Source organism: Erysipelothrix aquatica, assembly GCF_009828775.2.
GTDB lineage: Bacteria > Bacillota_I > Bacilli_A > Erysipelotrichales > Erysipelotrichaceae > Erysipelothrix > Erysipelothrix aquatica.
In genome coordinates, this window is record NZ_WTSY02000002.1 from 1 (window position 1) to 26555 (window position 26555).

Here is a 26555-nt window from a genome sequence, read left to right on the forward strand (position 1 = left end):
CCTTAAAGCCGTAGCCCATCACGCATACCTTTATTATGATTTGCCGGACAACACTAAACTATTAGAAACAATTCCAGAACGGAAAAAGATTGACCACCCTTTTTGGGATGCTGAGGAAATGACAAAAGTCTTGGATTCCATTTCTAATAGAACAACTCGACTTTTGGTGAAATCACTCTTCTATACAGGTGCAAGGCGAGAAGAATTAAGGATGATGACTAAAAGTGACTTTGATATTAAGAATAATTCATTTATGATCCGAGATAACAAATACAGAACATTAAAAACCGCAGGCAGCAGTCGCATCGTGAAGATTCATGAAGAGTTGGCCCTAGAGATAAAAGAAGTGCTCAAATTCGAAGGAGAGTTCATTTTCGGTGGCATTGAACCTATTTCCAAAACAACGCTCACAAGGCACTTTAAACAAGCAATTAAAGATAGTGGTGTGAAAGAAATCAGATTACATGATTTAAGGCACTCACACGCTACAATATTAATTAACCAGGGAGCCAATATTATTGCCGTTTCTAGACGACTTGGGCACTCAACAACCTCACAAACACTTAAAACCTACGCGCATTTAATGCAAAAGAGCGATGATGAATTACTTGATATAATTGAAAAAATCTAAGATTGTAGGGGTTTTGTAGGGGTTTTCTACATAAGGGTACAAAAAAACCCACTATTAAGTGGGTGTAATTTCAATTGGCGTCCTCGGAGGGATTTGAACCCCCGACCACACGCTTAGAAGGCGCGTGCTCTATCCACTGAGCTACGAAGACACTGCGACTATTATAATAACAAATAGTACAGCCATTTACAACGCCTTTTATAAATCTTTCGAAAATAATTTTTCAGCGGAGATTATGTCATTTTCTATCGTAATTTTGGCGTAACTTGGGTCACTTCCATCACGATTATAATAGAGCGATCCTGGGTTAATGACAGTTACTCCATCAATCGTTCTAAAATCAAATTTATGGGTGTGCCCATAGCAAGCAATTTCACAGTCTTGGGCTTTTGCACGTGCGACTAAAGTCTCAATTGCTTTGCCATACGGAAGCGTATGACTGTGTGTAATGTAGATACGTTTTCCGCCAAGCGTCACTATCATGTATTCTGGAAATTTGAAGTAATAGTCGTTGTTACCCGTAACGACAGTAAAATTCTTTAAATCACGGGGATCCATCTCACTGTCGCCACAATGGATAAATCCTTCCGCATTTGGGTGTTTTTCCAAAATTTGTTGGAGTACCTTTGCATTGCCATGATTATCACTTACAACGATAAACTCTTTCATACGCCTTCAACCTCGATGTCTTCTAAAAATAATGCTTTGATTTGATCTCGCATAATATCAGGATTTCCACTCGTTACAACGCGAATGGATCCAACCTGATTGCTTTCATAATGTTTTAATACCTTATAGATTGGTTCTCTTGAATCTACAATTTCCCCATGAAAGAAGCGTTCAAATGTATCTAATATCAAAGGGTAGTGTGTACAGCCTAGAATTAGCGTTGTTGCCTCTTGAATAGGTTCCAGTGCTTTTTGAAGATACTCTGACGGATCTTCCATGTTTTCTATATAGTTCACGAGGTCGCTCAACGGCAGACTCACAACATTATAGATACCACGAGCATGTAAAGATTTGGTATATGCCTTGGATCGATGTGTTGCCAATGTTGATACGACCGCCACCGTTTCGTTGGTACTTGTCATTTGTGACGTCGTGAGATCAATAATCCCCATAATATTTAAAGCGGGATAGACTTCCGAGATTGCTGACATCGCAATCGAAGATACAGTATTACATGCAATCACGACATCAGTAATTCCTTGAGCTTCAAACCAAGCCATCGCATGAATTGTATGCTCAATAATTGCTTGATCACTCTGGTTTCCATATGGCGCATTTTTTTGATCCGCATAAAGCACGAGATTTAACGATGGTAGATGGGTTTTTAAGTATTGAAAGACGCTGTATCCACCCAATCCAGAATCAAAAAGTCCTATTGTCTTATTATTTCTCATCATTATGTTCCGTCCAATCTATATGAATTATATCATAGAGTTCGCGTGCAACATCTTCTGGAATAACCGTTTCTAATGCTTCAATGCTTGCACCACGAATTCCACGAAGCGATCCAAATGTCTTAAAGAGTTGCTTCTGTCGTACCGGTCCTAAACCCGGAACCTCGTCTAATATTGATTTGGTCATTGCTTTTTTACGTAAATTTCGATGGTAACCAATAACGTAACGGTGGACCTCATCTTGCATATGCGTCATTAGTGCATACAAGGATGATGTTTTATCGACGTTGAGAATCTCGCCACTTGCATTTAGTAGTGCATGTGTGCGGTGACGATCATCTTTCACAAGTCCTGCAACGGTTATGCTTAAATCTAACATTTCCATAATTTCAAGTGCAGCATTGACTTGCGGCTTCCCACCATCTACTAAAATTAAATCTGGAAAGACGCCATCTTCTTTCAAAATTCTAAAATAACGACGGTATAGAACTTCTTTCATTGATGCTACATCATCATTACCTTGATGTAGACGGTATCGACGATATAACGATTTGTTCGGTTCCCCATCATCAAAGACAACACATGCCGAAACGGCGAAGGTTCCTGAAATATGAGAGTTATCAAAAACCTCAATCCGATGAATTGTCTCAGAAAATGATAGTAATTGCGATAAGTGCAAGAGTGCTTCTTCTTTGAAATTTTGACGATTTTTGAGGAGTTGAAACTGATCATCCAATTGTTGGTGTGCATTCTTTTCAGCAATATCCATTAATGCTCGCTTTTTCCCACGTTGAGCATGCAAAACTTCGGTTTGAATCATCGCCTGTATCGAATCTTTATCTAGCAATTCTGGTACATATACGTATTTAGGAGTGGGTTGGTTTTGGTAGAACTGTGCGATGAATGATGTCAGCGCATCTTCTGGTTCTTCGAGGCTTGCTTCAACCGCCATGGTTCGCTCAAGCAAACGACCTGCACGAACAAACAACCCGGTAATCGCAATGTATCCTTGATAATATGCATAGTTGAATACGTCAAAGTTTTCAGTGCGACTGAATTGGACTTGTTGGCGGTCTCCTACATATTCGATTGCCTGAAGTTTTTCTTTATAGCGTTGCGCTAACTCAAAATTCATATCTTGACTGGCTTCAAGCATCTTCGCTTCTAGAGCATCAATGAATGATTTCGAATTACCATTAAGGATGCTGATAACGTTTTGTCGCCATAACGATAACTCTTCTTTCGAGTATTTTTTTTCAGTCCGGTTAAAGCTATTGTAGATCGCTTGTGTATTAGGAAGTAAATCCTCTCCTGTTGGAATAGAATCATTTAGAACACTTGCCATTGCTCGAGCAGCAGTGGCATCCGGATATGGACCAAAGTAGGTGTAATTCGGCGAGTGTTTTTTATCACGGGAAACAATAACTTCCGGTTTTCCAGTGCGACTCACCTTGAGGTACGGATATGATTTATCATCCATAAAAAGGATATTGAAGCGCGGACGGTGTTCTTTAATGAGGTTAATCTCGAGAATCAACGATTCCTTCTCTGTTGACGTTATAATTGTGTCAAAATCTCGCACTTGACTGACCATCTTGGTTGTCTTGTGATCATGCGCACCATGAAAATAGGAACTTACACGGTTCTTAAGTTTCTTTGCTTTACCAACGTAGATAATTTCTCCGTTTTTATCTTTCATGAGATAACAGCCGGGCTCTGTTGGAAGTAATGCTAGTTTTTCTTCAATTGTATGTTTCATGACTGTTTTAGTTTAACGACTGTAGCTCCCGAGCCACCTTCACCAATACTTCCCAGTTCGAATGAACCGACATGTTTATTCTTTCGAAGTCTATCGTGAACAGCGTTACGAAGTTGTCCGGTTCCATGACCATGTACTATTCGGAATTGAACAACATTGTTCACAAGGGCATCATCAATAAATTTATCTACCATTGGAATTCCTTCCGCAACACGTTTACCGATTATATTTAGCTCTGTATTGAATGATGAACGGGCACTGATAGAATGTGATTTCCGTTGTTTTGATTTTACTTTTGGCGCTGGTCCAGCAATCTTCGTCAATTTTGATAAATCGACTTTAACTTTTAGACCTGAGATTGATACATGTGCCGTGTTCTTTTCAATACTTTCTACCACACCTACCTGACTGGTTGATTTAAGTTTGACCCGATCACCAATCGCAATATCATCTACTACAATTTCACGTTGCATTGATTCAATCTTTTTGACAGCTTGCTTCCTAAAATCAGGACGGCTTGATTGATTAATCACATCAAGTTGTTTCTGAGCTTCTGAAAGCATCTCTTCGAGATAGGATTCATTTTCTTCAACTAATTTTTCTTTCTCTTTTTCAAATGCACGCTGCATTGCTTCACGATCTAACAGAAGCTGCGCTTTGTCTTTTTCTAGTTCATTTTCTTTCTCATTCAGTTCAACAATTTTTTGTTCTTGCTCTTGAATTTTCGCCTCAAGAATTTCCATCATATGTTCGGTTTCATATTGACTTGCTTCTTTATATTCCTGGGCCTGGTTGATAATCGCTTCGTTTAAGCCAAGTCGTTTTGCAATTGCAAACGCATTCGATTCGCCCATAATGTTTTCACGGTAACGATACGTTGGCATTAAATTTTGAAGATCAAATTCAACGCTAGCAATTAAGATATCCTCAAATTGTGTACCATATTGCTTTAATCTTGAAAAGTGCGTTGTTGCGACAACCCAGCATCCAACATCTCGGAAATGGTCAAGAATCGCCATTGAAAGACTCTCTCCTTCGAGAGGATCTGTTTGTGAACCGAGCTCGTCAAGCAGTACTATCGAATTGCGTGTTGCGTCTTCACTTACCGTTGTCATCGTTTGCATATGTGCTGAAAACGACGATAGCGACTTCTCAATAGATTGTTGATCCCCAATATCCACAAAGATTTTATCAACTAACATAACTTCCGCTTCTTCTGCGCACACTGGGAAGCCTGCTAAGGTCATCATAATACTCAAACCAATTGTTTTGAGCGACACCGATTTACCACCGGTGTTCGGTCCTGAAATGAGTATCATTCGGTGCGGGGGAATCATTTGATATGTATTTGAAACGACTGTTTTCGGATCAATTAGTGGATGACGTGCGTTCTTTAACTTTAAAGAATCTTTGGTCAATGTTGCAACGACGGCGTCATTTTTATGGCCCCATTCTGCTTTCGCAAAGAGTGCATCAAGAATCCCAGCAGTATCAACATCAGCCTCTAATTGTAGGGCTTCCCCAGCAATTAAACCCGATGTTTCACGACAAATTCGCTCAATTTCATCGGCTTCCTGATGATGTAAGCCTTGAAGTTCATTTTGCATGCGAGATAAAAACGCAGGCTCAAAATATACAGACTGTCCACTTGCAGATTCTCCATATATTGTTCCATCGAGTTTGTTTTTCTCGGATGGCTTGATTAAGAATGTTTTACGGCCATGTTGTAATGAAACAACGGCTTCACTCAACATGGAACGATTTTTCGTCAAGAACTCTTGCGTTTGTTTATCAATATTTCCTTCAAGTTGTGTAATACTTCTTCGAATTGAAGAAAGTGTTGTACTTGCCCGATCAAGAACATTCCCTTGTTCTCCAAATGCATGATTGATATGGTCAAGAACTTTTACGTTCACAACTAAACTTTCAAACAAGTCGTCTAAAGCAGGATAACTGCCTTCAACTTTCTCGTATTGATTTTTTAATCGTTGAATCCCTTGCATAAAGCGACCGACATCGATGATTTCATCAATTGCGAGGGTTCCACCTTTTGCTGCGAACCCCAGTGCAAAATTAACATCGGTAATACCACCAAAAGATAATGATCCGTTGGTTATAACTAGTTGCAGTGCATCTTTTGCACGTGCTAAATCTCGACGAACGATTAAAGCAGAAAAAGAAGGCTCACTTTGTAGCACCTTCTCTTTCCCTAGTGAGAACGATGCGTAAAATGATACTCGTTCTAGTACTTTATCGAACTCGAGACGAGACGATATATTATTCATATTTATTTAAAAACTCCTTAATTTCTTGATCTGTAAAATTATTATCGGTTAGCCATTTTACCATTGCCTGTTCTTGTTCATCGGGTAGTTTTTGTTCCATGATAATCGACTGAATTGCATCATTTCGAACGATAAAGTCATCGACAATTGCAAGTACAGGCTGTCCAACTTCATTGACTTGTTTCAACCACGTATTATTAACGACATCTTGTCCGTTGATAATTAATGGTGTTGAGAGTAGTAGAATCGCAATCATTAATTTAACCCCGAACATCACGACAGCAAACACACCGCCAATTGCTGAATTAACCTGTTTGATTAATGGCATCTTGGAAATGAATGAAGCTAGTGGTGTTACAAGTAACAAGAGGATACGTATAACTACAAATAGAACTACGAACCAAATCAGTCGGTTAACCTGATTGCCTACGAATTGATTGACCGTAACGAGTCCGTTACCATCTAACTTGACGAACGTGATGACTTTGGAAAATGCAGGAGAAAGAAGCCATGCTGCAAAAAGCGCAACGAACGTTCCTACTACGTCTACGATCTGCAAGAGCATTCCCCGTTTATAACCTCTGTATAGGTCAATGAGGAACCATATGATAATCACACCGTTTAAGTAGATCATCCAATCTGATGGAAATGTAATCATTGTATCACTCCTTTGTTTAATCATAATCTAAAAATATTTGTGATTCAACTTCAAATAGTCTATATTATTGTTATGAAACCAATCACATTAAAACTTACAAACGATCAAATCTTTGATCTTAAAAAGCGTTATTACGCTTACAAAATACGGACTGACTTACCATACACACATTTCCAGATTCGTGGTGACGATTTTACAATTACCGCATACACAAGTGGAAAAGTAGTATTTCAAGGTCAGGCTGCTTTTTTTCATGCTTCTCTTTATGGATACGTCGAATCAGAGGTAACCCAATCGAGTAAGAAAGAATCTACACAAAGTAGCGCAACACCAACTCGCTATCCTATGTCAGGATCTGACGAGGTTGGTACTGGAGACTACTTTGGTCCAATAACCGTATGTGCTGCCTATCTTACGGATGCGGACTTAAATGTCCTTCCCGTCAGCAAAATCGTAGATTCTAAACAGATTAATGACGACACGATTCGCCAACTCGCACCCGTAATCATGGAGACCATCACATATAGCCTGCTCGTATTAGAAAATGCAAAATATAACAGTGTCCATAAAACAATGAATATGAACGTTATCAAAGCAAAGCTTCATAATAAGGCTTTTCTGAATTTATCGAAGAAAATAACAATGCCCACTCTCTCCGTAATTGATCAATTCATGCCTAAGGATGCTTATTTCAAAGCCCTTGCTCAAGAACCCGAAGTCTATAAAGACTTAACGTTTGAAACAAAGGCTGAGAATAAATATTTAGCTGTAGCATGTGCTGCAATCATTGCACGCTTTGCATTTCTCGAAGCACTCGACCAATTAGGAACACTTTATGATTTCGAATTCCCTAAAGGGGCTGGAGCACATGTAGATATTGCAGGTAAAGCATTTATCGAACGCCATGGGCAGGAGGCCTTACATAAGGTTGCCAAAACCCATTTCGCCAATACTCAAAAAATAATTAATCTTTAACCAGTTCAATACGGACTGGTTTTTCTAAACGTCGTAACGAAACACCTGCGCTCGTAAGCATTCTTTTTGAAGCGATGACAGAATCCGTTGTCGCATACTTATCATCTTCATAGACAACTTCGGTAATGCCACTCTGAACTATCGCTTTCGTGCACTCATGACACGGAAATAGCGAAACATAAATCGAACATCCTCTTAAAGATGTCGTGGCATTCAGAATTGCATTGAGTTCAGCATGTACAACATAAGGATATTTTGTAGCTAACATTTCACCGTCCCGTTCCCACGGAAATTCATCATCACTTACTCCGATTGGAAATCCGTTGTATCCGATTCCGACAATTTTTTTGTGTGGATCAATGATTGCTGCTCCGACCTGGGTTGAGGGATCCTTTGAGCGTTTAGCAGATAAATGTGCTAAACCCATAAAATATTCATCCCAAGAAATTGCATTTTGACGTTTCGACATAAAGCCTCCTATGAAAGTATATTTTTTAAGTGTTCAGAATAGCCAGTAAATCCAAAACTATCCCATGATTTGATCAAATTCTCTGCAATCGTTGCATTACTGATTGCATCTCGTTGCATCACCATGATCGCAATAAGCAGAATATAGAAAATAGGCATTAAAACTTTCAATCCTGTGCGAATGCTTTCCCAATCTCGACGCTTGGAGAACAAGAAGCCAAGAAGAAGACCTGCAAACAGGCCACCACCCATCGCTGTATAGCTAGAGCCTGGTAGCATCATAATCAAAATGTTCATGAACACAATCGAAGAAATTTGACTAAGAACACGTGGCACTTTATAAATTTGAGTTTCATATACATAGATTAGAAGTGCACCCAGTGTTGCCGCAAGTCCTGCAGCCATACCATATCCAATTGCAGTATCTTGCATGATGAAGAGGAACATATTTCCTGATATCGTTCCAACAAAGAATATGATTAGGAAACGTTTCCACCCAACAACGGGCTCTAACAATGTTGCAATGTTTCTTAGTATCATCAGATTTAGCAGAAGATGAAAGAAATCAATATGCACAAATGCTGATGTGACAAAACGCCACACTTCGTAACCATAGCCGACTAAGGGTTTATAAAATCCGCCTGCCATGATCATAACACTATCAAAGTCGAAGCCCTGCATTGCCAAGAACAGTGCAAGTCCATACCCAATCATCGCCATAATCATAATAGCATTAGTAGCTGGGAACATTTTTCGTTGGACTTGTTTTTGTGCTTTAAACATTGTTTTTCGCAGATCCATTACTGCTTTCGACAATGATTTTTCTGGATTACTACTCATTGAAATTGAGTTTTCAATGTTTGGAAATTGTTCCATGAATTTTGAATGCGATGTATATCCCGGTAACACAACGACATTTTCGTCATTACGTACCGTTGTATTGTCATCAACAGAAATATTAAGGCCCTTAGCCTCTGTTTTAAAAACTACAGCAAGCGATTCTCGATGCGCTTGAATTGCAAGTGGATCAATCGCCTGCAGCGGTTTGCTCGTAATCATAATAATTGGCAATGACGCATGTGTTGCATTGGTTAACCAAATCTCATCATTTGCTTTTGTCATTGTAATCATTTGATAACCATGTTCTTTAATTAAATAATTTGAAAGTTCGATAAGCCATGCACCATAGAGCTTATTCACGAATCGAGGCGTCTCACTTCATCGATTGTATCTTGCATAATTTGTGGCATTTGACTTTCAAATTCTAGGGCTTCATGTGTAATAGGGTGCGTAAATTTAAGACGGAATGCATGAAGACATTGTCCTTGTGTATCCAGTGTATTTTTGTAACTGTAGGTTGCATCACCCACAATTGGGTGTTGGATATAACTGCAGTGAACACGAATTTGGTGCGTACGACCTGTTTCAAGTTTACATCTGAGTAAGCTATGATCTTTAAACTTTTCGACCAAGAAGAGGTGTGTAACTGCCTCTTTACTATTTTTATCTGTAACAGTCATTCGTTGACGATTACGGGTATCGCGACCGATTGGTGCATCTACAGTTGCACTTTGGTGTGGGAATGCATGGTGTACCAGTGCATAATACTCACGGGAAATCTCACGATTTTTTAAGGCCTCCACCAAAAGTTCATGTGCTTCATTTGTTTTAGCAACAATTAATAGACCTGATGTATCTTTATCAAGACGATGAACAATACCTGGGCGCAATTCACCATTTAAATCACTCAAATGGTTTGTGTGTGCAAGCAGTCCATGTACCAACGTCGCTTGATTTAGTGTCGACGGTGAAGGGTGAACAATTAACCCTTTAGGTTTGTTTACGACCATGAGATGCTCATCTTCATATACGATATCTAAATCCATTTTTATCGGTTGAATTGTTGTATCTTTCTCTGTAATTTCATAACTCACAACATCAGACTCTTTCAAGCGATAATTGCGCTTTGTTGTTTTATCATTGACGAGAATCTTCCCATCTTCAATCCATGCTTGAATAACGCTACGGGAGTAATCTCCAAGCAGTAGTGCCATATACTGGTCAATGCGTATTCCTTCTAATTGTTCATCAATCATTATTTTGTTCATGTTTTAACCTCATCTCCTCACGAAGAATAATCAATATTACTAAAAAAACTCCAAATACCACTGCCATGTCCGCAACATTGAAAACTGGGAAGGCATATCCAAATATATTAAAACTAAACATATCTCTTACATATCCAAATACGACACGATCTACAAAATTCCCGACAGCACCAGCAAGTATAAAAGCAATTGCTGTTAAGTGGAGCGGTTCAGATTGTTTTACGTAGTAATAGACTAATGCTCCAATAATAATTGGTGTCACAAATAAGAACACAAATTGCTTGCCTGATAATAGGCTCCATGCAGCACCATAATTACGGACATATGTTAATTCGAAAAAATTAGGGATAATTGTTATAGATTGACCTAAGCGTAATGTCGATTCAATCCAATATTTTACGAATAAATCAAGTGCTAAGATTCCTGCACTTAATACCAATAATAGTTTTTTCATAAATTCCTCGCTTTATGATTTATTATAACACGCTATGCGTATCGTTGCATTAAAAAAGGACCGCTAACCAGCGACCCTCACTAAAAATTCAACAAAGCGTTCAAATGTCATTTGCGACTGTTCGAGTGTCATGATAAATTGGTATTCGTGAACTAACTCCGCTTCAGATTCATCATAAAATGCTGCAGTCACATCAACCCCGAGATTTTCAAGTGCATCTACCAGTTTCAAACCATCTTGAGTGAATGTCATTGTATTGCCATCAGTAACGAAGGCAGGTGGAAAATCTTCATTTACATAATCGATGATAGTTAGTTCATCAATGTAGTCGCCTTGACGCCAATTTCTTTCTCCAAAGTATGCCCAACCAATTCGCTCAAAGAAGAAATCCAATGCTCCTTTACCAAAATCGGCAAACGAAAGAATTTCATTCAAGTCATACGGACCACTGAATAATCCGACTCCTGCTATTGTATTCGGAGCCATCACAGACTTGATGCCTACTTTTTCTGAATAAGCAGCATCATTTTGAATGAGAACAAATTGTGACACTATGTGAGCACCGGCAGAATCTCCCGCATAAAACACTTTATCCATGTTCAGGTTGTACAAATCGCGATTGGATGACAAATGCGAGTAAAGCTCTCCAACTTGTATAATTTGACTTGGGTAGTTTGCCTCTGGAGCACGTTGATAATTCATATTTGCCACAACAAAACCACGTTGTGCTAATAATACTGAATACTCTGTGATATCCGCCTTATCGCCACCTACAAATGCACCACCATGAACCCAAATTATGACCGGCTCCATTCCAGTTGCATTTTTGGGTTTATAGAGATCAAAGATGTTATCTATTTCAACTGATGGATAAACCAGATTTTCTTGGACATCAACTTGTGCTCGAATTTCATCATAATTTTCAGGCGGTTTCGCAATACCCACATCAAAAGCACGACGAACCACCGTCGCAGATACATACGGATTAAAATAGATATAACCAAACAGCCCCGAAAAAACGATTGTGAGTGTTAGAAATATGCCAATAATGTTGCGTTGGTATTGTTTCACTCTTCAGTACCAACAATATCAATTTGGAATCCTGCCATAGCTTCCAATGCTTTTAAATCTAAGGATTCATCAAAACTCGATGTTAAATTTCGATTCACAACAATCCGAGCTTCTGGAAGTGCAGCTTTCGCAATCGCAGCATTTGTGATGACGCAAATATTCGAGACTAAACCCATGATTTCAATTTCATCAAAATTCTGTGTTTTTAAATAATTTCCCAGTTCGAGTGAGCCGAATGTTGGTTTATCAAATATCAGCGTCGTAGTTTTGATCCATGGCGATAATGCTTCAACGATTTCCCAACCATATGTTCCATGAATGCAATGAGGAATGGGTAATCGTATCCCTTCTTGCGTTTCTAAGTAGTTTTCAAAATGGGTGTCTCGTGTAAATACAACGACATCTTCAGGTTCAAGCTTTGTTTCTAATGTCGCGACGATTTGCTTCACAACATCCTCGGCTTTTTCAAATCCTAGCGCACCATCAACAAAATCATTTTGTACATCAACTATCATATATAATTTTTTCATACAACCACCTCGCTTTAATCATATCACAGCTCGTTTTTTACTGCCTTTTTTACACTTTAATTTCTGACTTTATTTTTATATCTTTTAGTATTGTATAATGTGAAATCTAATGTTATAATACATTAGCATTAAGGAAATGCACCAGTGGCGGAACGGTAGACGCGCACGCTTGAGGGGCGTGTAGAGCAATCTGTGGAAGTTCAAATCTTCTCTGGTGCACCAATAAACAATTTAGCTGAGATTCACTCTCAGTTTTTTTATGCCTACGAGTAAAAAGATGGTAATCGTCTACGGATTCCATCTTTTTTTTATTATTTGAAATAATCTGAAACGACAATAGCTTTTTGCAAGCCATATCGGGTCACGTAAGCACTGTACAAGATATCGATTGCAATAAACTGTGCATAAATAGAATTTGTAAGTGCAGTTGGTTCGGTGCTTACCGGTGCAGTATAGAGATTATAATCACTATTGTGTTCAATGCGGCTGTCTGCACGACGACTAATTGCTAATGTCTTAAACCCGATACTCTTCGCAAACAACATCAGTTCTAAGACTTTTGATGAGTTCCCTGAATTTGAAATTGCAACATAAACAGAGTCTTCCTTTTGCGAATACATGGTCACACGATCCGACCCTTGGTCGTTTACCACAAACACCGCTTTACCAACACGTAACCATTTTTGTCTAAAGTTCTCAACAGCCAACACAGAAAATCCATCCCCATATAAGAATATGTTCTTCGCATGATAGAGTAATTCAACAATGGGATTGATCTCTTCCATTGTCAAATCTTCTGTTGTTTGATTCATTGCCTCAAATGCTGATTTCAAAATATCATGCTTGGCTTCTTGTGGTTTTGAATAATGCAAGATTTCATTCGCCGACTTATAGCTGTGGCGCGCAAGTTCACTTGAAAGCATAACCTTGAATGTTTGAAAACTTTCGACTCCGATTTTACGGCATAAGCGACTCACCGCTGATGCACTCGTCTCTGTTTCAACCGCAAGGGTTTGAATTGACATACCGACGACGCGTTGGGGTTTCTCTAAAATAAAGTCAGCGAGTCTTTGCTCGGTTTGTGTTAAGTCTGCGCGATGGAATTCTAGGGCATCGAGAACGCGGAGTTGATTTCCCATTTATTCTTCCTTTCTACAGTCTTGGTTGATAGACATACATATAGGCTATCTTATCACTATTTCCCCCATTTCTACAATCAATCCTTTTGATTATATGCAAATTATGTACTTTCAATTAGGTATCTTAACCATTTTTTATGAATTACGTACTCTTCGTTTAAAGAAACTCATAGATTAGAAAAAATATAATTGGTACAAGTAACAACAATAATAGAAATACTTTAAGTTTATAATCACCTAAAACCTTGTCAATCTGTCGTCGAAAAACGACACCTATTATCAATGAAATAATGACCACGATATCTAGAATTTCCATGATATTCTCCTTTTTAACCATATTTCTTCACTAGATATCCACTATATCATGCCATTGGTCTACCCATAGAAGATAATGTTTATATAGTCATCTTTGGCGACTAAATCGCTATATAATTCCAGAGGAAATTTCAAAAGTTTCCTTAAGTGTCTTTTACGACACTAAAAAACCCACGTTTAGGTGGGTTGGCTTGATATTGGTGCGAACAACAGGAATCGAACCTGTGGCCTAGCGCTTAGGAGGCGCTCGCTCTATCCTACTGAGCTATGTCCGCAAAAAAGAAATAGCAGATTTAAGCTATTTCTTTTGAGCATAGCGCTCGATGAGTCGATCCGCTACGTTGCACGGAACGAGTGATTTTAAATCGCCACCAAAGCGTGCAATTTCTCGAGCAACTGACGACGAAATATATGAATAATGGGGATCTGCCACCAAAAATAGTGTTTCGATTTTAGGATTTAAGACTCGGTTCGTTGCAGCGTGTTGCAACTCATACTCGTAATCCATAACCGCACGAATACCACGAATTAACAGTGTACAGTTTTCTTTAACTGCATAGTCCACGGTCAGACCATCACCAATTTTAACTTCAACATTGGATAGATGTTTAACACTTTCTTGCGCTAACTCTAAACGTTCCGCCATCGAAAATGTTCCTTGCTTGCTGTCGTTACCCATAATTGCAACAACAACTTCTTCAAACATTCGAGAACAACGTTCAATTAAGTCAATGTGACCTAAAGTGATTGGATCAAATGACCCAGGATACATAACTCTCATATGAATACCTCTCGTTAACATTATACGCTATGACAAACAAAAAACACACCCTACCGTGTGTTTTTATAAAGGAGACGATTCGTTGTTACTGATGGAGGAAATATAAATGTATTTCATTAGTTGAGGAAATAGTGTCAACGAATCTTCTTGAGGACAAGTATTATATAAGATAGTTTGGCTATCTATGTTTACATTATACATTGAAAAATGTAAAAGTCAACGGACTTTCACTATTTTTACACTATTTTTACATTATTTATGAAACAAATTACATTTTGAAGTAAGACGTTACTTTTTCCTTCACATTTGCGAGTTGTTCATCGTTAGGTTCCCATTGGATTTGATAGCGATCAAGTACCTCTGCACCTGAATCAATCATCTCCTGATTCCAGCTGACCATCCATTCGCCATCACCCCAGTCGTATGAACCAAAAAGAACGACTTTTTTTCCAGCAACATATGGGAGTAAATCGTCTAAAAATGGTCTAAACTCATATTCTTCAACAGCTTCACCGGACATCGAAGGACATCCCAAAAAGAATATATCAGAATCCTTTACGTCATCAGCAGTGACATCACTGACGTAATTACTTTCGCATTGCATTCCTAAGTCTTCAATTGCTTCTTGTATCGCTTCAGCGATAATTTGTGTGTTACCAGACCCTGTCCAGTATACGATTGATGGTTTCATATTTTGCTCCTTGCTTTGACAATAAAAAATGTTAGTTTCCTAACATTTTTAGTGATTTAATTAGTCACCCAATACTTTTTTAACTTCAGCAATAACTGCTTCACCGTTCATTGTTCCGTATGCGCGCATATCGATAACTTCGATTGGTTTTTCAGGAAGTTGTTTTTGAACTGTACTTAAGTTAAAACGAACTTGTGGTCCTAAAAGAACGATATCTGCATCCGCTCCAACACGTGCAGCTTCACTTACTGAGTGAGCTGAGATTTCAACTTCATAACCTTGTGAGTCTGCTGACTCTTTCATTTTGTTCACTAAGATGCTTGTTGACATACCAGCTGAACATAGTAGAATAATTTTTCTCATAATACCCTCCTTGATACAAGAACATTATAACAATTTACGTTTCAATAGTCTATAAGAAAGCGTTGACATTGCACTAACTAGTGCAAATCCTTAACGGAAATTTTTCCCAGCAAATTTTTGTTCAAGGGCCTTCATGTCTGTAAGTGGCATTCGTAGTTTGAAAGGTTGTCCCTTTAATAAGAAAGATAAGCGGCCTTTTTCATACTTAACACGTGTAATGTCCTTAACGTAAAATGAGTGTTCGAGTATAAAAATCACTTTTTTACCCCATGCCACAACGCGACGTGTATGATAAAACGTCACAATGAGCATAATGAAACCATAAAAGGTCAAGAATGAAACATTAGCTTTCAAGTCTGGATAAATAATAAAGCCAATATTCAGCACACCCACAACGACAATTTCGATCCAACTTCTTACGTCAAACTTCAATTTCAACGTATCATCAATACGTTTTCCGCGATTGTATCGCATCATTTCAAATCCGTAGAGCGCTATGATTACAAATCGACAAATCATAACGACAATTTCACTCATGTTCATTTTCTTTCCTCACTTTTGTACATTGTATCATGTAGTCATATATTTTAGGCACTTTCTTAACAAAAAACCACCCTAGGGTGGTTTTTATTACTGAATTCGTTTGTGAATATCAATAAGTTCAGCTGCAATAATTTTTAATACTTCTGCACTCATCATTTGATCTTCCGCATGGATTAACAATAAGTTGATTGCTGTATTTCCTTCTTGAGCTTCTTGTTGAATTAATTGAGCGTGTACACGGTGTCCTTCAACGAATTGTTCTTCACCTTCTGCCATCAATTGTTCTGCACGATCGAAATCGCCTTCTTTTGCAGCTGCAATTGCTTCAATGAAGCATGAGCGTGCTGATCCGTTGAATGAGATCATTTGAAAACTTAGTAGTTCAATACCTTCCATAGTTAATTACTCTCCTTTTATTACAGAATCATTATAACAAATTTCATTTTGCTTTCCTAGTCAAATAGCCTTGTATTGCGTTTTCTTCCCATTACATAAAAAAACTGTATGTTTACATACAGTGTACTTAGCAAATGGTGCCGACTAGAGGACTTGAACCCCCAACCTACTGATTACGATTCAGTTGCTCTACCAATTGAGCTAAGTCGGCGTAAGATTATTGTATTCCTTTTTGACACAGGTTTCAATCTTTTTCGAATGATTTCGGATTAATTGATTTACTCAAGTTGCTGTCGTAAGAATACAAGAAGCGACAAAATTGCCGCTTTTGCTTTACTGTATTATTTTGATATTATAGGGCAACACATTATTTAGCATTTAGGGTACTTATAATAAGTTGAGTAATTTCTAATGCATCTTGTTGTTCGTTAAGTAGGGTTTCATCAATATCACTGAGCAAATCACCCTTGACCCACCAGCGTTTTAAGGCATCTAACCCAAACTCTGCTGTATCTTTCATAAGATGACGTGTATAGCTTGCCTCAAACGACAAATCGAAATAGTAGAAATAAGTAGGGACTGCTAACGCCGTAATTTCTCGGAACATTTCCTGATATTTCCAACTGTTAAAAATTCCTTCCATCACAATTAAATCGTATTTTCCCAAACCAAATTTAAGCATATTAACAATAAGTGATACTGAGAGGTTTCCTTCAGTATCTTTTACATCGAGAATCTCTCGACGAATCACGTCTTGCGACAAGATCATTGTGGACCCAGAATAGTGCTCCCGAAGCATATGCGCAATCGTTGTTTTCCCACTACCACTGTTTCCTCGTATTACAACAATTTGTGTCATTTCAACTGTCCTCGACTTTCCTTTCTATGGTAACACGAGATTCTATCACGGATCCTTACAATAAAGTAAGGACCGTGTATCAATCGTTACACGGTCCTTGCTTTAGCCTTTTTGGCATTGATTGCTGATTTCGCGAATGCGTAATTCTTTAAAATCTGTTAGTTCGCCTTTCGTGCGCGACAACTCGTGATTTTCTAATTCTATGAGGACTATTTCTGCTGTCGATTTTACCTGACTCCCTTGAACGATGTGTCCGCCAAAGACTTTAAACTCAGAATCACTCACAGATGCATGAATGTGCATCCCTTGCATGGACAATGTCCCAACACACGATACGATTTCAAATGGACCATCCATCACAAACATGGTCTGATTGTATCCTTTGCGGAATACAACTTTTTCAAGACTTCCGACGACAGTTCCAATGTATGCTGCTTTTATTTCATATTTTTTACAGTATTGATCCAACGCCACAATGATATCTTCACCAGGCATTAATTTAATAACATGTTCTTTCATATCTACACTTCCTTAATTAGAGATTAAATATAGTTTCCAATAAGTTCAATCATACTTGCCTCATCATTAACAACAACTCCATTTAATTTGATGAGGCCGATAGTATAGAGGTTAACATATGAAAATTGAGACTCGCCTATTTCAGCTAAAGCAGCAATTTTTTTCGGATTTTCAAAACCTTGCTGACGGGAGTCTGTATACAAGCCAATCACTGGGATATTAGCGTGATACGCAACGCCAATTTCTGAAGCTACGCCAGCATCGATACTAATACCATCGAGTACAGCCACAACAACATCGGATGCTAGCAATGCTTCTGTGTCAAATTTAGCAATCATCGTCGAATCTGCATAGCTTGATTTATCGTTAATATCCCCTTGTTCTTGGGGCAAGTAAACTTCTAACTCGGGGTATGCTTTACGAATTTCAGCAACAACACTTGCGTTGTATCGAAACTCCATATTTGAGAATAGCGGACTTGCAAAATACATTTTTTTCATGAATGACGCCTCCTTGTGTTTCTTCTATTCTATCTAATCTTAATGAAATTGTCACGATATCATTGTGATACTTCTAATGTCACATCTTTCAAAAGACCACCGTACACATACTCAGAAATATTAACAGCATGGCCACCAATCCGCACAAGTGTGGTCAATATGTCGATGAATAGCGAACTTGCATAGTTCGAGTCACAGGTTCCCTGTGCCATCCGCTTAAAGTGACGTTCTCGGTATTTCATGTCCATTAGGTGTAATGCGCGATTATTCTCAGCAAGAACAATAAAGTCTTGCATATCATCAGTCTCAAACATCTTTAATGCCTGATCTAACATAATTTTGACATGGTCGTACATCGTGTTTAAATCTTGACGAGCTGCTTCACTCATTGATTCGCGGTTATTAAAAATTGTTTGGTAAATACCTACAAGACTCGTTGATAAATCCGCAACACGTTCTAAGTTTTTTACTGTGTCCAAACTAATTGCATACTCTTCAGCAAAATAATCGGTTGTCGAAACCTTTTTCGCAATTTCAAGAAGGTATCGTGTCAATTGCTTGTCGAGATCATTAATCATCTCTTCAAGTTGCATAACAATATCAAACTCTTCTTCATCTCTTGAGTTTAGATAACTCTTAGAAGTCTCAAAAGACTCTATCACAAGATCAGACATACTTGCGATACCTTGCTTTGCAAGTTGCTTCGCCCCTTCTGGATAGCTTTCGATTAGATTGTAATCAAGTGGTTTAATTTTCTCGCGTTCTTTGATTCGATCCTCACCTGGAATAACTTTCTCCAAAATACGGATACAGAATGGAATGAATGGAATAATGCCTACAACCCAAATTAAATTAAATACGAAATGATTGAGTCCAACCGCCATTTCTGGCGAACCACCCATCGATGCATTCAACGATATAATAAAGTCCGAATAGATTCCGATGAACGGCATCATAACCAAGGCACCTAGAATATTATAGAGAGCATGGAACCATCCAGCACGGCGTGTTGACACGGAACCTCCGACCGAAGCAAGCACCGCAGTCAGCGTGGTTCCGACGTTTGACCCAAAGACAAATGCGGATGCAGCCACCATAGTCATGCCACCTGCTCCATAAATAGTTTGCACCAAAACGATAACAGCCATTGAAGAGTTGATTAAAGCAGTAGCGAGAGTACCCGCAAGCAATGCAAGCCAAGGGTTTTGAGACATGTACACCATGAATGATTCAAATTCAGGTAACGTTGACAGAATAATCAGTTCATTACTCATCAGTTGGAGTCCCACAAAGGTAATTCCAAACCCAAAGATAATTTGTGCGTAGGCTTTAATTTGATTTCGTTTGACAAACATTAGCATAAAAGCACCCACAAATACGAAATAGTACCCAAAGGCTTCGATATTTAACCCAACCATCAAAGCAGTCACAGTTGTACCAAGGTTTGCTCCTACTGAAATACCAATTGCTTGTTCAAGTCGCATTAAGCCCGCTCTAACAAGACTTATTGAAATTACGGTCGCTGCAGTACTTGACTGCATCAATGCAGTTAATATTGTACCGACTAGAATTGCCGAAAAGATATTCCCGGTATATTTCTCGATATAGTCACGTATTCGAGGTCCCGCGGCGTCCTTAAAACCATCACCCAGTAATTTGATTCCTAATAGAAATAAACCAAATCCACCAAGGATTACATTAAATTGTATATCTGACAAACTTCCTAGACTTGACGTTACATCCATCGTCATTTCCTCCACCCATATGTGTTCTATTATACATCGTTTCCGATGTATCTTGAAAGCGAAAAATTAATGCTGTATACAGAAAAAGCAGCCATGACGACTGCTCTATTCTAAAGTTCATTATCACTATCGTGACGTTTTACTGTTGAAACCATATAACGTGAGACATTGACACCATGATCCCCAATCCGTTCTAAGATTCCAAGAATATCAATAAAGATACTACTTGCAACTTTTGTTTCACAGATTCCTTCTGCAAGACGTTGGAAATGTTTCTCACGGTATTTTTCTTCAATCAGATCAAGATATTCTTCATCTTTAGAAAGTTTTTCAAAGCGCGAGATATCTTCTGTCTTAAAGATTTTCAACGAACGACGTAACATGTCATCGAGGAGTTGATACATTGTATCTAAATCTCGAATTGCTTCACTCGAGAAATCCTCACGATTATCAAACGCTAATTGATAAAGTTCAACTAAATTTGTCGATAAATCACTCATACGTTCGTAGTTTTTAATAATTTCGAGCTGACGTGTGTATGCTTCTGCAATGTTTGGTTGATTGCCTGCAGACTTCATAATTTTCAGAAGATAAGCAGTCAGGTTGGTATCAATTTTATTTACCATTTCCTCCAACTGCATTACGACATCGTAATCTTCTTTATCTTTCGTACGCAAATAACTTTGCGATGCTTCTAGAGATTCATGAACTAAATCAGCCATAACGATTGTACGGTCCTTCACAAGGCGTAGTGCACCTTCTGGGAATCGTGAAATAATTTCTTCATCCAACGGTTCGAGTTTATCTCGGTTCTTAATCTTATCTTCCCCTGGAATAATAACTTTCAAGAGTTTGATAAATGATGGAACAAACGGTATTACAAGAATACAGAAGATTAAGTTAAAGAAGAAATGCGCAACACCGATAGCCATCGCATTTGATCCACCCATCATTCCATTTACATAAAGAATAAAGTTAGAATAAGGAACAATGAAGAACATCATAATCACTGCGCCAAACACGTTGAAGAGTGTATGGAACAAGGATGCACGGCGTGCGGATGCCGATCCTCCAATGGATGCAAAAAATGCTGTAATTGTCGTTCCAATGTTTGATCCAAAAACAAAGGCAACAGCTGCAATAATTGACATTCCACCATTTTCGTAAATCTTTTGCACAACAGCAATCGTCGCCGACGATGAGTTAACAATCGCAGTTAATCCCGCACCGCCCAACATTGACCACCATGGATGTTCTGAAAGTTGAAGCATCATTGCTTCAAACCAAGGCATTTGTTGTACTAAAAGTAGTTTATCACTCATAATTTGTAATCCGACAAAGGTCATCCCAAATGCCAAGACAACTTTGCCATAGTTTTTAATTGATTGTTTTCCTGAAAAGAGTAACATCATAGCACCTAAGAATAGGAAGAAATAACCCATTTCGTCAACATTGAGACCAATAATAATTGCAGTCATTGTTGTTCCAATGTTTGCTCCTAAAGAAATTCCAATTGCTTGATCCAATCGCATTAATCCCGCACGGACGAGACTGATTGAAATTACGGTTGCTGCTGAACTTGACTGCATAATCCCAGTCATGATCGCTCCTACTAAAATTGCTGATAATAAGTTGCTTGTATATTTGTCGATATAGTCCCGCATGCGGTCTCCCGCAACTGCCTTGAAACCATCCCCTAAAAGGGTGATTCCCAGCATGAACAAGCCAAATCCCCCTAAAATAATATGTATTCCCAAATCCATCCAGGTTTGAGTAAATGCATTAATAAGCTCCATGAGCATCCTCCATCAATATAGACCATGCTCATAATATCATGAAATTTTCACAATAGTGTGAAAAGAAATTAACAATTCTATTGTGACTGATACTTCATGTGAAGCATCGGATTACGATTTCCTGCTTGATCGATTGGATTAACCCGATCCAGCTTGAATCCCAAATTTTGATAGAACAGTTTTTCGTGTAAATTTGTCTCTGGAATATCCACTGTAATTGTTTGACTGAGCTGTAAAACTTCTCGAACCAGTGAACCTGCAATATCTTTGTTACGAAACTCTGGACTTACGTACAACATCTCGATTGCGCCATTTAGAACCCCAATAAATCCTTGCATGAAGCGGTTGCTTTCGAAAACATAGACAGCATCCATTGACGCGAGTCCAGTAAGTATTGTTGGGCGCATTGATTCAATCATAGATTCATTGATTGTCGTATGCGTCGCTTTTACAGATTGTTCCCAAACATCAAGTAACCGATTCAAATCATCTTCTAAAACATTAATTTTTGTAATCATTGTGCCACCCCTTTGTATCTTTATTATAACGTGTCTTGATGTAGAAGTATAATGGACGTTTCAGGAACAAAAAAAGACACCCGTTATGGATGTCGTTATTTTAAATATGGTGGAGCTTAGCGGGATCGAACCGCTGACCTCCTGCGTGCAAGGCAGGCGCTCTCCCAGCTGAGCTAAAGCCCCATATATTATGTTATTACTTAAAGAAATGGTGGGCCTGAATGGATTCGAACCAGCGACCTCACCCTTATCAGGGGTGCGCTCTAACCAACTGAGCTACAGGCCCATTCCTTATTGCTAAGATAATATATCATTCTGAATTGGGAGTGTCAACACGTTTTCATAATTATTCCCAATTAATCCTAAATCCATCGAAAATCATCCCAACATTACATTCTTTTGTCTGTTTTTACAGAAATTTCATCGCATAATTCGTGAATAGTGAAATAATAATCACTATCATACCCTTTCATGGATTATGTATGCTATTTGTTAAGAACATTTTTATAATTCTCTATTTTCAAACACATTCATCAAATATTCGCAGTGCTATACTAACTATAGTGAACGATTCACTACAGGAGGAAGTAAAATGAGTAAAGTAGTTTTAATTGGTGCAAACCATGCTGGAATTGCAGCAGCAAATACGATCTTGGACAACTATCCAGATCACACATTAACAATACTTGACCGTAACACAAACCTTAGTTATTTAGGTTGTGGTACAGCTCTATGGGTGGGGCAACAAATTGATTCTTCTGACCAATTGTTCTATACGAACAAAGATGCATTTATCGCTAAAGGTGCTGATGTGCATATGCAAACAAACGTTGATCACGTTGACTTTGCGGCAAAGAAGATTCACTATGTTGACTCCGAAAATCGTGAAACAGTCATCGATTATGACCAATTAATTTTGGCAACTGGATCACTACCAATTACACCAAAATTACCAGGTATGGATTTAGGCGGGGTTCACTTCGTCAAACTCTTCCAAGACTCACAAAAAGTTGACGCATTATTAAGTCAAGACCATGTTAAAAATGTTGTTGTCGTTGGTGCTGGATATATTGGTGTTGAAATGGCAGAAGCTGCGCGCCGTCGCGGTAAAAATGTTCGAATCGTCGAATCTGCATCGACATGCTTAAGTAGCTACTATGATGAATGGTTCTCTAAAGACATGGACAAAGTTATGAGCGATAAGGGCATTGATCTTAACTATGGCGAAATGGTTACTGCCTTCGAGGGTGATGGCAATGTTTCAAAAGTTGTTACAGATAAAGGTTCTTATGATGCTGAACTTGTCATCATGGCAATTGGCTTTAGACCAAATAATGAATTAGGCAAGAACGATCTTAGATTATTTAACAATGGCGCTTACCTTGTTGATTTACAACAACGTACAAGCTTACCAGATGTATATGCTGTCGGTGACTGTGCAACATTGTATTCAAATGCCTTACAAGAAACAACATATATTGCGCTTGCTACGAACGCTGTGCGTTCAGGAATTGTTGCTGGACATAATGTTGGAGGAACACCTCTTAAATCATTAGGGGTCCAAGGTTCAAATGGTATTTCTATTTACGGATATAACATGGTTTCGACAGGTCTTAACATCGAAGCAGCTAAAAAAGCAGGTATTGATGTTGTCTACACAGACTTTGAAGATCTTCAAAAACCTGGCTTCATGAGCGAGAATAATAAAGTCAAGATCCGTATTCTATACGAACGTGCAAGCCGCCGCGTAATCGGAGCACAACTTGCGTCTTACACTGATATTTCAATGACCATCCATATGTTCTCATTAGCAATCATGAAAGAAGTCACAATTGAAGAAATCCAACTCTTAGATATCTTCTTCTTACCTCACTTCAATCAACCTTACAACTACATTACGATGGCTGCACTTTCAGCTAAAGAGTAAATTTTTACTAAGGAGTCTTCAAGACTCCTTTTTTATGCGCCGAATTGTATCATATTAATCCAACGCTACTATTTAGATTCAATCATCTATTCAATCCATAATAATAAAACGAATCCTGGCATTGGATTCGTTTTATTTCGATGTTGACTCAGTACTGAGAAGTGTCTGTTGGAAACTATTATAGAAAATTCGGTTATCGTAGTCCTTTAAATCAAGACTTGTGATCAAAACCACATTGAAGCGAGCAACTTCAGCATCTTCCAAGGGAATCCATACAATATCATCCCGTTGTAAGACATCTTGGATTGCGAATGGAAGGAATGTTACCGATTTATATGTCGCAACATGTTCAACGATAACCTCCCAATTTTCATTCACGAAGACAATGTCAGGATAGTAACCAAGATTAATGCAACGTTTCTCGATCTCGTTTCCCATTGCAAAGGCATTTGTCATCATACTGAATCGTTCATTTTTAAGCTGTTCAAGCGATAAGGAGGTTGCTTGACACAGACGATGCCCCTTTGGCAAAACGACGGCAACGTCATAATAGTAGTCATCAAGAATTACTTTTGATTCATTGAGAATCGGAAAATAAATTGGTGTTGAGACCATCCCAATATCCAACTGTCCATTTGCGACGAGTTGCTGAATTTCTTTTGAACCGCGTTGCGTATAGTCAAGGCGATAGTCGGGATAGAACTCTGTAAATTTTTGAAAGATACTCATGTATTCAATTGAAGAGAGTATTGTTAATCCAAAACGAATACGCCGTTTTTGAAGTTGACCAGCATAACGAACTGAACGCATTAGGTTATCTGCATCCATTAGTAAAGTTTTCGCACCTGTATAGAGCGCATTTCCTGCCTCAGTTATTTCAATGCCGGTTGTTGATCTTTTAACCAACTGGGTTCCCATCATTTCTTCAAGTTCTTTAACATTCCAACTAAGTGCTGGTTGTGTTATATATAGTGCTTTCGCAGCACGAGAAAAATTACCTTCTTCAACTAATGTTACAAAATACCCTAATTTTTTTAGGTCCATGCTGCCCCCTACGTGTTTCTTTTGAAACGCTGTACAGGCTCCTCTTGTTTATAGGCACGATAACCACCCATTGATAATGCTTCAAGTTCATACTCACCTGGGTAAATGACTACCTCAGCAAGGAAAGAAACACGCTCTGTTACCCAGTTCATGACGCGGGCAGAACGAGAGAAACCACCACTTATTACGATTGCATCAATGTCTCCCGATAAAACTGGAGCTAGTGTTCCAACACTCTTCGCAATCTGATATGCCATTGCTTCGAGAATGAGTGCTGCTTCGGTATTACCAGCATCAATTAATGCTTCAACATCACGAACGTCGTTAGTGTCAAAATATGATACTAACCCCCCACGATGGCGAATGTCTTTCGTAACCGATTCTTTAGGTTTATTATAGCATAAATCCATAAATGGTCGTAGTGGCAATCCTCCAGACCGCTCTGGTGAAAATGCGCCTTCATCATCACCTACAAGATCAATCATACGACCACGTTGGTGTGCTGTCACAGTTATACCAGTTCCAGCATGTACAACAATCAAATTTAATGAGTTGTAAGGTTTATTCGAGTCTTTTGCATATTTATGAGCAACGGCACGAGAATTAAGCATGTGACCCACACTCTTTCGCTCTATACCGTTAAGTCCCGAAATACGGGCAATATCATTTAACTGATCTACGGATATAGGGTCATAGACATACGCCTTACCCTTTCCGTTTGCATCAACAATCCGTTTCGCCATTGCTGCTGCTAGATTTGCTGGATGTGACACGCTAGATTCATTCAAAAGATATGATACAAGTGCGTCATCAATTTCGATGGCGCCTGCATCAACGGGTGGAAGTATTCCTCCACGAGCAACAACCACATCAATATCTGAAACAGAATATCCATGCTTACGAATTGCTTCTAAAATGGAGTCATAGCGCATCTCCAACTGATCAATGAGGCGATTGTAGGATTCAATTTGTTTGATATCATAGCGCACTTCATCCGTAAATACTTCAGTTGTATCTTTATATAATGCGCACTTTGTTGATGTCGCACCAGGATTAATACTTAGAATGTATGTCATG

At 38.6% G+C, this 26555-nt stretch carries 28 protein-coding genes and 6 tRNA genes; 4 read left to right on the forward strand and 30 right to left on the reverse strand.

What is annotated here, in order from left to right; translation table 11 throughout:
• Positions 1-631, forward strand: a 631-nt coding sequence (locus GVV20_RS00580; RefSeq protein WP_250690165.1) for a tyrosine-type recombinase/integrase, incomplete at its 5' end; no start/stop codon positions are given.
• Between the two features lie 75 nt (positions 632-706).
• Here the strand turns inward: GVV20_RS00580 and GVV20_RS00585 are convergent.
• The 6 genes from GVV20_RS00585 to GVV20_RS00610 all read right to left on the reverse strand — a co-directional run bounded on the left by GVV20_RS00585 (position 707) and on the right by GVV20_RS00610 (position 6736).
• Positions 707-782, reverse strand: a tRNA-Arg gene (locus GVV20_RS00585).
• 47 nt (positions 783-829) lie between these two features.
• Positions 830-1300, reverse strand: a complete 471-nt coding sequence (locus GVV20_RS00590) for a metallophosphoesterase family protein (RefSeq protein ID WP_159741427.1) — start codon at positions 1298-1300, stop codon at positions 830-832.
• Entirely contained in the window at positions 1297-2037 is a 741-nt protein-coding gene (locus tag GVV20_RS00595; protein WP_159741426.1) for a glutamate racemase, read from the reverse strand. Before GVV20_RS00595 ends, GVV20_RS00590 begins: the two co-directional genes overlap by 4 nt.
• Positions 2024-3793: an excinuclease ABC subunit UvrC gene (uvrC, locus tag GVV20_RS00600; protein WP_159741425.1), complete on the reverse strand. Its 1770-nt coding sequence runs from the start codon at positions 3791-3793 to the stop codon at positions 2024-2026. Before uvrC ends, GVV20_RS00595 begins: the two co-directional genes overlap by 14 nt.
• On the reverse strand, positions 3790-6078 hold the full coding sequence (locus tag GVV20_RS00605; protein ID WP_159741424.1) for an endonuclease MutS2: 2289 nt from the start codon (positions 6076-6078) through the stop codon (positions 3790-3792). Before GVV20_RS00605 ends, uvrC begins: the two co-directional genes overlap by 4 nt.
• Positions 6071-6736 carry a CvpA family protein gene (locus GVV20_RS00610; protein ID WP_159741423.1) on the reverse strand — a complete coding sequence of 222 codons (666 nt, stop codon included), beginning with the start codon at positions 6734-6736 and terminating at the stop codon, positions 6071-6073. The genes GVV20_RS00605 and GVV20_RS00610 overlap by 8 nt, the downstream gene beginning before the upstream one ends.
• A 72-nt stretch (positions 6737-6808) precedes the next feature.
• Here GVV20_RS00610 and rnhC point away from each other — a divergent pair, with 72 nt between their 5' ends.
• Positions 6809-7711, forward strand: a complete 903-nt coding sequence (rnhC, locus tag GVV20_RS00615) for a ribonuclease HIII (protein ID WP_159741422.1) — start codon at positions 6809-6811, stop codon at positions 7709-7711.
• Here rnhC and GVV20_RS00620 read toward each other — a convergent pair.
• The 6 genes from GVV20_RS00620 to GVV20_RS00645 all read right to left on the reverse strand — a co-directional run bounded on the left by GVV20_RS00620 (position 7701) and on the right by GVV20_RS00645 (position 12342).
• Positions 7701-8180, reverse strand: a complete 480-nt coding sequence (locus GVV20_RS00620; RefSeq protein WP_159741421.1) for a deoxycytidylate deaminase — start codon at positions 8178-8180, stop codon at positions 7701-7703. The two genes, rnhC and GVV20_RS00620, sit on opposite strands and share 11 nt — an antisense overlap.
• 8 nt (positions 8181-8188) lie before the next feature.
• Positions 8189-9379, reverse strand: coding sequence for a rhomboid family intramembrane serine protease (locus GVV20_RS00625; protein ID WP_159741420.1), 1191 nt, complete (start codon positions 9377-9379; stop codon positions 8189-8191).
• Complete coding sequence (locus tag GVV20_RS00630; protein WP_159638230.1) at positions 9376-10287, reverse strand: RluA family pseudouridine synthase; 912 nt, start codon at positions 10285-10287, stop codon at positions 9376-9378. The genes GVV20_RS00625 and GVV20_RS00630 overlap by 4 nt, the downstream gene beginning before the upstream one ends.
• Positions 10268-10741: a signal peptidase II gene (gene lspA, locus GVV20_RS00635; RefSeq protein WP_159741788.1), complete on the reverse strand. Its 474-nt coding sequence runs from the start codon at positions 10739-10741 to the stop codon at positions 10268-10270. The genes GVV20_RS00630 and lspA overlap by 20 nt, the downstream gene beginning before the upstream one ends.
• Before the next feature lie 63 nt (positions 10742-10804).
• Positions 10805-11812 (reverse strand): alpha/beta hydrolase, encoded by a 1008-nt coding sequence (locus GVV20_RS00640; RefSeq protein ID WP_159741652.1) that lies wholly within the window; start codon positions 11810-11812, stop codon positions 10805-10807.
• Positions 11809-12342, reverse strand: a complete 534-nt coding sequence (locus GVV20_RS00645) for a cysteine hydrolase family protein (protein ID WP_159741651.1) — start codon at positions 12340-12342, stop codon at positions 11809-11811. Before GVV20_RS00645 ends, GVV20_RS00640 begins: the two co-directional genes overlap by 4 nt.
• 138 nt (positions 12343-12480) lie before the next feature.
• Here GVV20_RS00645 and GVV20_RS00650 point away from each other — a divergent pair.
• A tRNA-Leu gene (locus tag GVV20_RS00650) sits at positions 12481-12564 on the forward strand.
• 89 nt (positions 12565-12653) lie between these two features.
• Here GVV20_RS00650 and GVV20_RS00655 read toward each other — a convergent pair.
• From GVV20_RS00655 to GVV20_RS00730, 16 genes are all read right to left on the reverse strand, one after another.
• Entirely contained in the window at positions 12654-13481 is an 828-nt protein-coding gene (locus tag GVV20_RS00655) for a MurR/RpiR family transcriptional regulator (RefSeq protein ID WP_159638222.1), read from the reverse strand.
• 513 nt (positions 13482-13994) lie between these two features.
• Positions 13995-14071: transfer RNA gene (locus GVV20_RS00660), tRNA-Arg, on the reverse strand.
• Positions 14072-14094: 23 nt separating this feature from the next.
• Positions 14095-14577 carry a pantetheine-phosphate adenylyltransferase gene (coaD, locus tag GVV20_RS00665; protein ID WP_159741649.1) on the reverse strand — a complete coding sequence of 161 codons (483 nt, stop codon included), beginning with the start codon at positions 14575-14577 and terminating at the stop codon, positions 14095-14097.
• Positions 14578-14845: 268 nt separating this feature from the next.
• Complete coding sequence (locus tag GVV20_RS00670; RefSeq protein WP_159741739.1) at positions 14846-15268, reverse strand: flavodoxin domain-containing protein; 423 nt, start codon at positions 15266-15268, stop codon at positions 14846-14848.
• A 60-nt stretch (positions 15269-15328) separates the two neighbouring features.
• Positions 15329-15631, reverse strand: a complete 303-nt coding sequence (locus GVV20_RS00675) for a PTS sugar transporter subunit IIB (protein WP_159635155.1) — start codon at positions 15629-15631, stop codon at positions 15329-15331.
• 90 nt (positions 15632-15721) lie between these two features.
• On the reverse strand, positions 15722-16174 hold the full coding sequence (locus tag GVV20_RS00680; RefSeq protein ID WP_159741574.1) for a hypothetical protein: 453 nt from the start codon (positions 16172-16174) through the stop codon (positions 15722-15724).
• An 87-nt stretch (positions 16175-16261) separates the two neighbouring features.
• The gene (locus tag GVV20_RS00685; RefSeq protein ID WP_159635161.1) at positions 16262-16570 is read right to left on the reverse strand and encodes a PTS lactose/cellobiose transporter subunit IIA; all 309 of its coding nucleotides are present in this window, start codon (positions 16568-16570) and stop codon (positions 16262-16264) included.
• Positions 16571-16705: 135 nt separating this feature from the next.
• Positions 16706-16781, reverse strand: a tRNA-Thr gene (locus tag GVV20_RS00690).
• 156 nt (positions 16782-16937) lie between these two features.
• Entirely contained in the window at positions 16938-17429 is a 492-nt protein-coding gene (locus GVV20_RS00695) for a P-loop NTPase family protein (protein WP_159741573.1), read from the reverse strand.
• Between the two features lie 102 nt (positions 17430-17531).
• Positions 17532-17948 carry a PPC domain-containing DNA-binding protein gene (locus GVV20_RS00700; RefSeq protein WP_159635168.1) on the reverse strand — a complete coding sequence of 139 codons (417 nt, stop codon included), beginning with the start codon at positions 17946-17948 and terminating at the stop codon, positions 17532-17534.
• Between the two features lie 23 nt (positions 17949-17971).
• On the reverse strand, positions 17972-18448 hold the full coding sequence (locus GVV20_RS00705) for a nucleoside 2-deoxyribosyltransferase (protein WP_159635171.1): 477 nt from the start codon (positions 18446-18448) through the stop codon (positions 17972-17974).
• A gap of 59 nt (positions 18449-18507) precedes the next feature.
• Positions 18508-20193: a Na/Pi cotransporter family protein gene (locus GVV20_RS00710; protein WP_159741572.1), complete on the reverse strand. Its 1686-nt coding sequence runs from the start codon at positions 20191-20193 to the stop codon at positions 18508-18510.
• 110 nt (positions 20194-20303) lie between these two features.
• A complete protein-coding gene (locus tag GVV20_RS00715) occupies positions 20304-21989 on the reverse strand; it encodes a Na/Pi cotransporter family protein (protein WP_159635177.1) in 1686 nt (561 codons plus the stop codon).
• Positions 21990-22066: 77 nt separating this feature from the next.
• Positions 22067-22507 (reverse strand): GNAT family N-acetyltransferase, encoded by a 441-nt coding sequence (locus tag GVV20_RS00720; RefSeq protein ID WP_159741760.1) that lies wholly within the window; start codon positions 22505-22507, stop codon positions 22067-22069.
• 107 nt (positions 22508-22614) lie between these two features.
• A tRNA-Ala gene (locus GVV20_RS00725) sits at positions 22615-22690 on the reverse strand.
• Positions 22691-22716: 26 nt separating this feature from the next.
• A tRNA-Ile gene (locus tag GVV20_RS00730) sits at positions 22717-22793 on the reverse strand.
• 306 nt (positions 22794-23099) lie between these two features.
• Between GVV20_RS00730 and nox the strand changes: the two genes are divergently transcribed.
• On the forward strand, positions 23100-24434 hold the full coding sequence (nox, locus tag GVV20_RS00735; RefSeq protein WP_159812694.1) for a H2O-forming NADH oxidase: 1335 nt from the start codon (positions 23100-23102) through the stop codon (positions 24432-24434).
• A 132-nt stretch (positions 24435-24566) separates the two neighbouring features.
• Here the strand turns inward: nox and GVV20_RS00740 are convergent, their stop codons facing one another.
• Positions 24567-25478: a LysR family transcriptional regulator gene (locus tag GVV20_RS00740; protein WP_159812692.1), complete on the reverse strand. Its 912-nt coding sequence runs from the start codon at positions 25476-25478 to the stop codon at positions 24567-24569.
• Positions 25479-25486: 8 nt separating this feature from the next.
• On the reverse strand, positions 25487-26554 hold the full coding sequence (gene buk / locus GVV20_RS00745; protein ID WP_159812690.1) for a butyrate kinase: 1068 nt from the start codon (positions 26552-26554) through the stop codon (positions 25487-25489).
• Between the last annotated feature and the right edge of the window lies 1 nt (position 26555).

Excerpts from the sequence above, each read along its gene's own strand:
- GVV20_RS00590 (WP_159741427.1), bottom strand. The coding sequence starts at position 1,300 with ATGAAAGAGTTTATCGTTGTAAGTGATAATCATGGCAATGCAAAGGTA.
- GVV20_RS00595 (WP_159741426.1), bottom strand. The coding sequence starts at position 2,037 with ATGATGAGAAATAATAAGACAATAGGACTTTTTGATTCTGGATTGGGT.
- uvrC (WP_159741425.1), bottom strand. The coding sequence starts at position 3,793 with ATGAAACATACAATTGAAGAAAAACTAGCATTACTTCCAACAGAGCCC.
- GVV20_RS00605 (WP_159741424.1), bottom strand. The coding sequence starts at position 6,078 with ATGAATAATATATCGTCTCGTCTCGAGTTCGATAAAGTACTAGAACGA.
- GVV20_RS00610 (WP_159741423.1), bottom strand. The coding sequence starts at position 6,736 with ATGATTACATTTCCATCAGATTGGATGATCTACTTAAACGGTGTGATT.
- rnhC (WP_159741422.1), top strand. The coding sequence starts at position 6,809 with ATGAAACCAATCACATTAAAACTTACAAACGATCAAATCTTTGATCTT.
- GVV20_RS00620 (WP_159741421.1), bottom strand. The coding sequence starts at position 8,180 with ATGTCGAAACGTCAAAATGCAATTTCTTGGGATGAATATTTTATGGGT.
- GVV20_RS00630 (WP_159638230.1), bottom strand. The coding sequence starts at position 10,287 with ATGAACAAAATAATGATTGATGAACAATTAGAAGGAATACGCATTGAC.
- lspA (WP_159741788.1), bottom strand. The coding sequence starts at position 10,741 with ATGAAAAAACTATTATTGGTATTAAGTGCAGGAATCTTAGCACTTGAT.
- GVV20_RS00645 (WP_159741651.1), bottom strand. The coding sequence starts at position 12,342 with ATGAAAAAATTATATATGATAGTTGATGTACAAAATGATTTTGTTGAT.
- GVV20_RS00655 (WP_159638222.1), bottom strand. The coding sequence starts at position 13,481 with ATGGGAAATCAACTCCGCGTTCTCGATGCCCTAGAATTCCATCGCGCA.
- coaD (WP_159741649.1), bottom strand. The coding sequence starts at position 14,577 with ATGAGAGTTATGTATCCTGGGTCATTTGATCCAATCACTTTAGGTCAC.
- GVV20_RS00670 (WP_159741739.1), bottom strand. The coding sequence starts at position 15,268 with ATGAAACCATCAATCGTATACTGGACAGGGTCTGGTAACACACAAATT.
- GVV20_RS00675 (WP_159635155.1), bottom strand. The coding sequence starts at position 15,631 with ATGAGAAAAATTATTCTACTATGTTCAGCTGGTATGTCAACAAGCATC.
- GVV20_RS00680 (WP_159741574.1), bottom strand. The coding sequence starts at position 16,174 with ATGAACATGAGTGAAATTGTCGTTATGATTTGTCGATTTGTAATCATA.
- GVV20_RS00685 (WP_159635161.1), bottom strand. The coding sequence starts at position 16,570 with ATGGAAGGTATTGAACTACTAAGTTTTCAAATGATCTCATTCAACGGA.
- GVV20_RS00695 (WP_159741573.1), bottom strand. The coding sequence starts at position 17,429 with ATGACACAAATTGTTGTAATACGAGGAAACAGTGGTAGTGGGAAAACA.
- GVV20_RS00700 (WP_159635168.1), bottom strand. The coding sequence starts at position 17,948 with ATGAAAGAACATGTTATTAAATTAATGCCTGGTGAAGATATCATTGTG.
- GVV20_RS00705 (WP_159635171.1), bottom strand. The coding sequence starts at position 18,448 with ATGAAAAAAATGTATTTTGCAAGTCCGCTATTCTCAAATATGGAGTTT.
- GVV20_RS00710 (WP_159741572.1), bottom strand. The coding sequence starts at position 20,193 with ATGGATGTAACGTCAAGTCTAGGAAGTTTGTCAGATATACAATTTAAT.
- GVV20_RS00715 (WP_159635177.1), bottom strand. The coding sequence starts at position 21,989 with ATGGAGCTTATTAATGCATTTACTCAAACCTGGATGGATTTGGGAATA.
- GVV20_RS00720 (WP_159741760.1), bottom strand. The coding sequence starts at position 22,507 with ATGATTACAAAAATTAATGTTTTAGAAGATGATTTGAATCGGTTACTT.
- nox (WP_159812694.1), top strand. The coding sequence starts at position 23,100 with ATGAGTAAAGTAGTTTTAATTGGTGCAAACCATGCTGGAATTGCAGCA.
- GVV20_RS00740 (WP_159812692.1), bottom strand. The coding sequence starts at position 25,478 with ATGGACCTAAAAAAATTAGGGTATTTTGTAACATTAGTTGAAGAAGGT.
- buk (WP_159812690.1), bottom strand. The coding sequence starts at position 26,554 with ATGACATACATTCTAAGTATTAATCCTGGTGCGACATCAACAAAGTGC.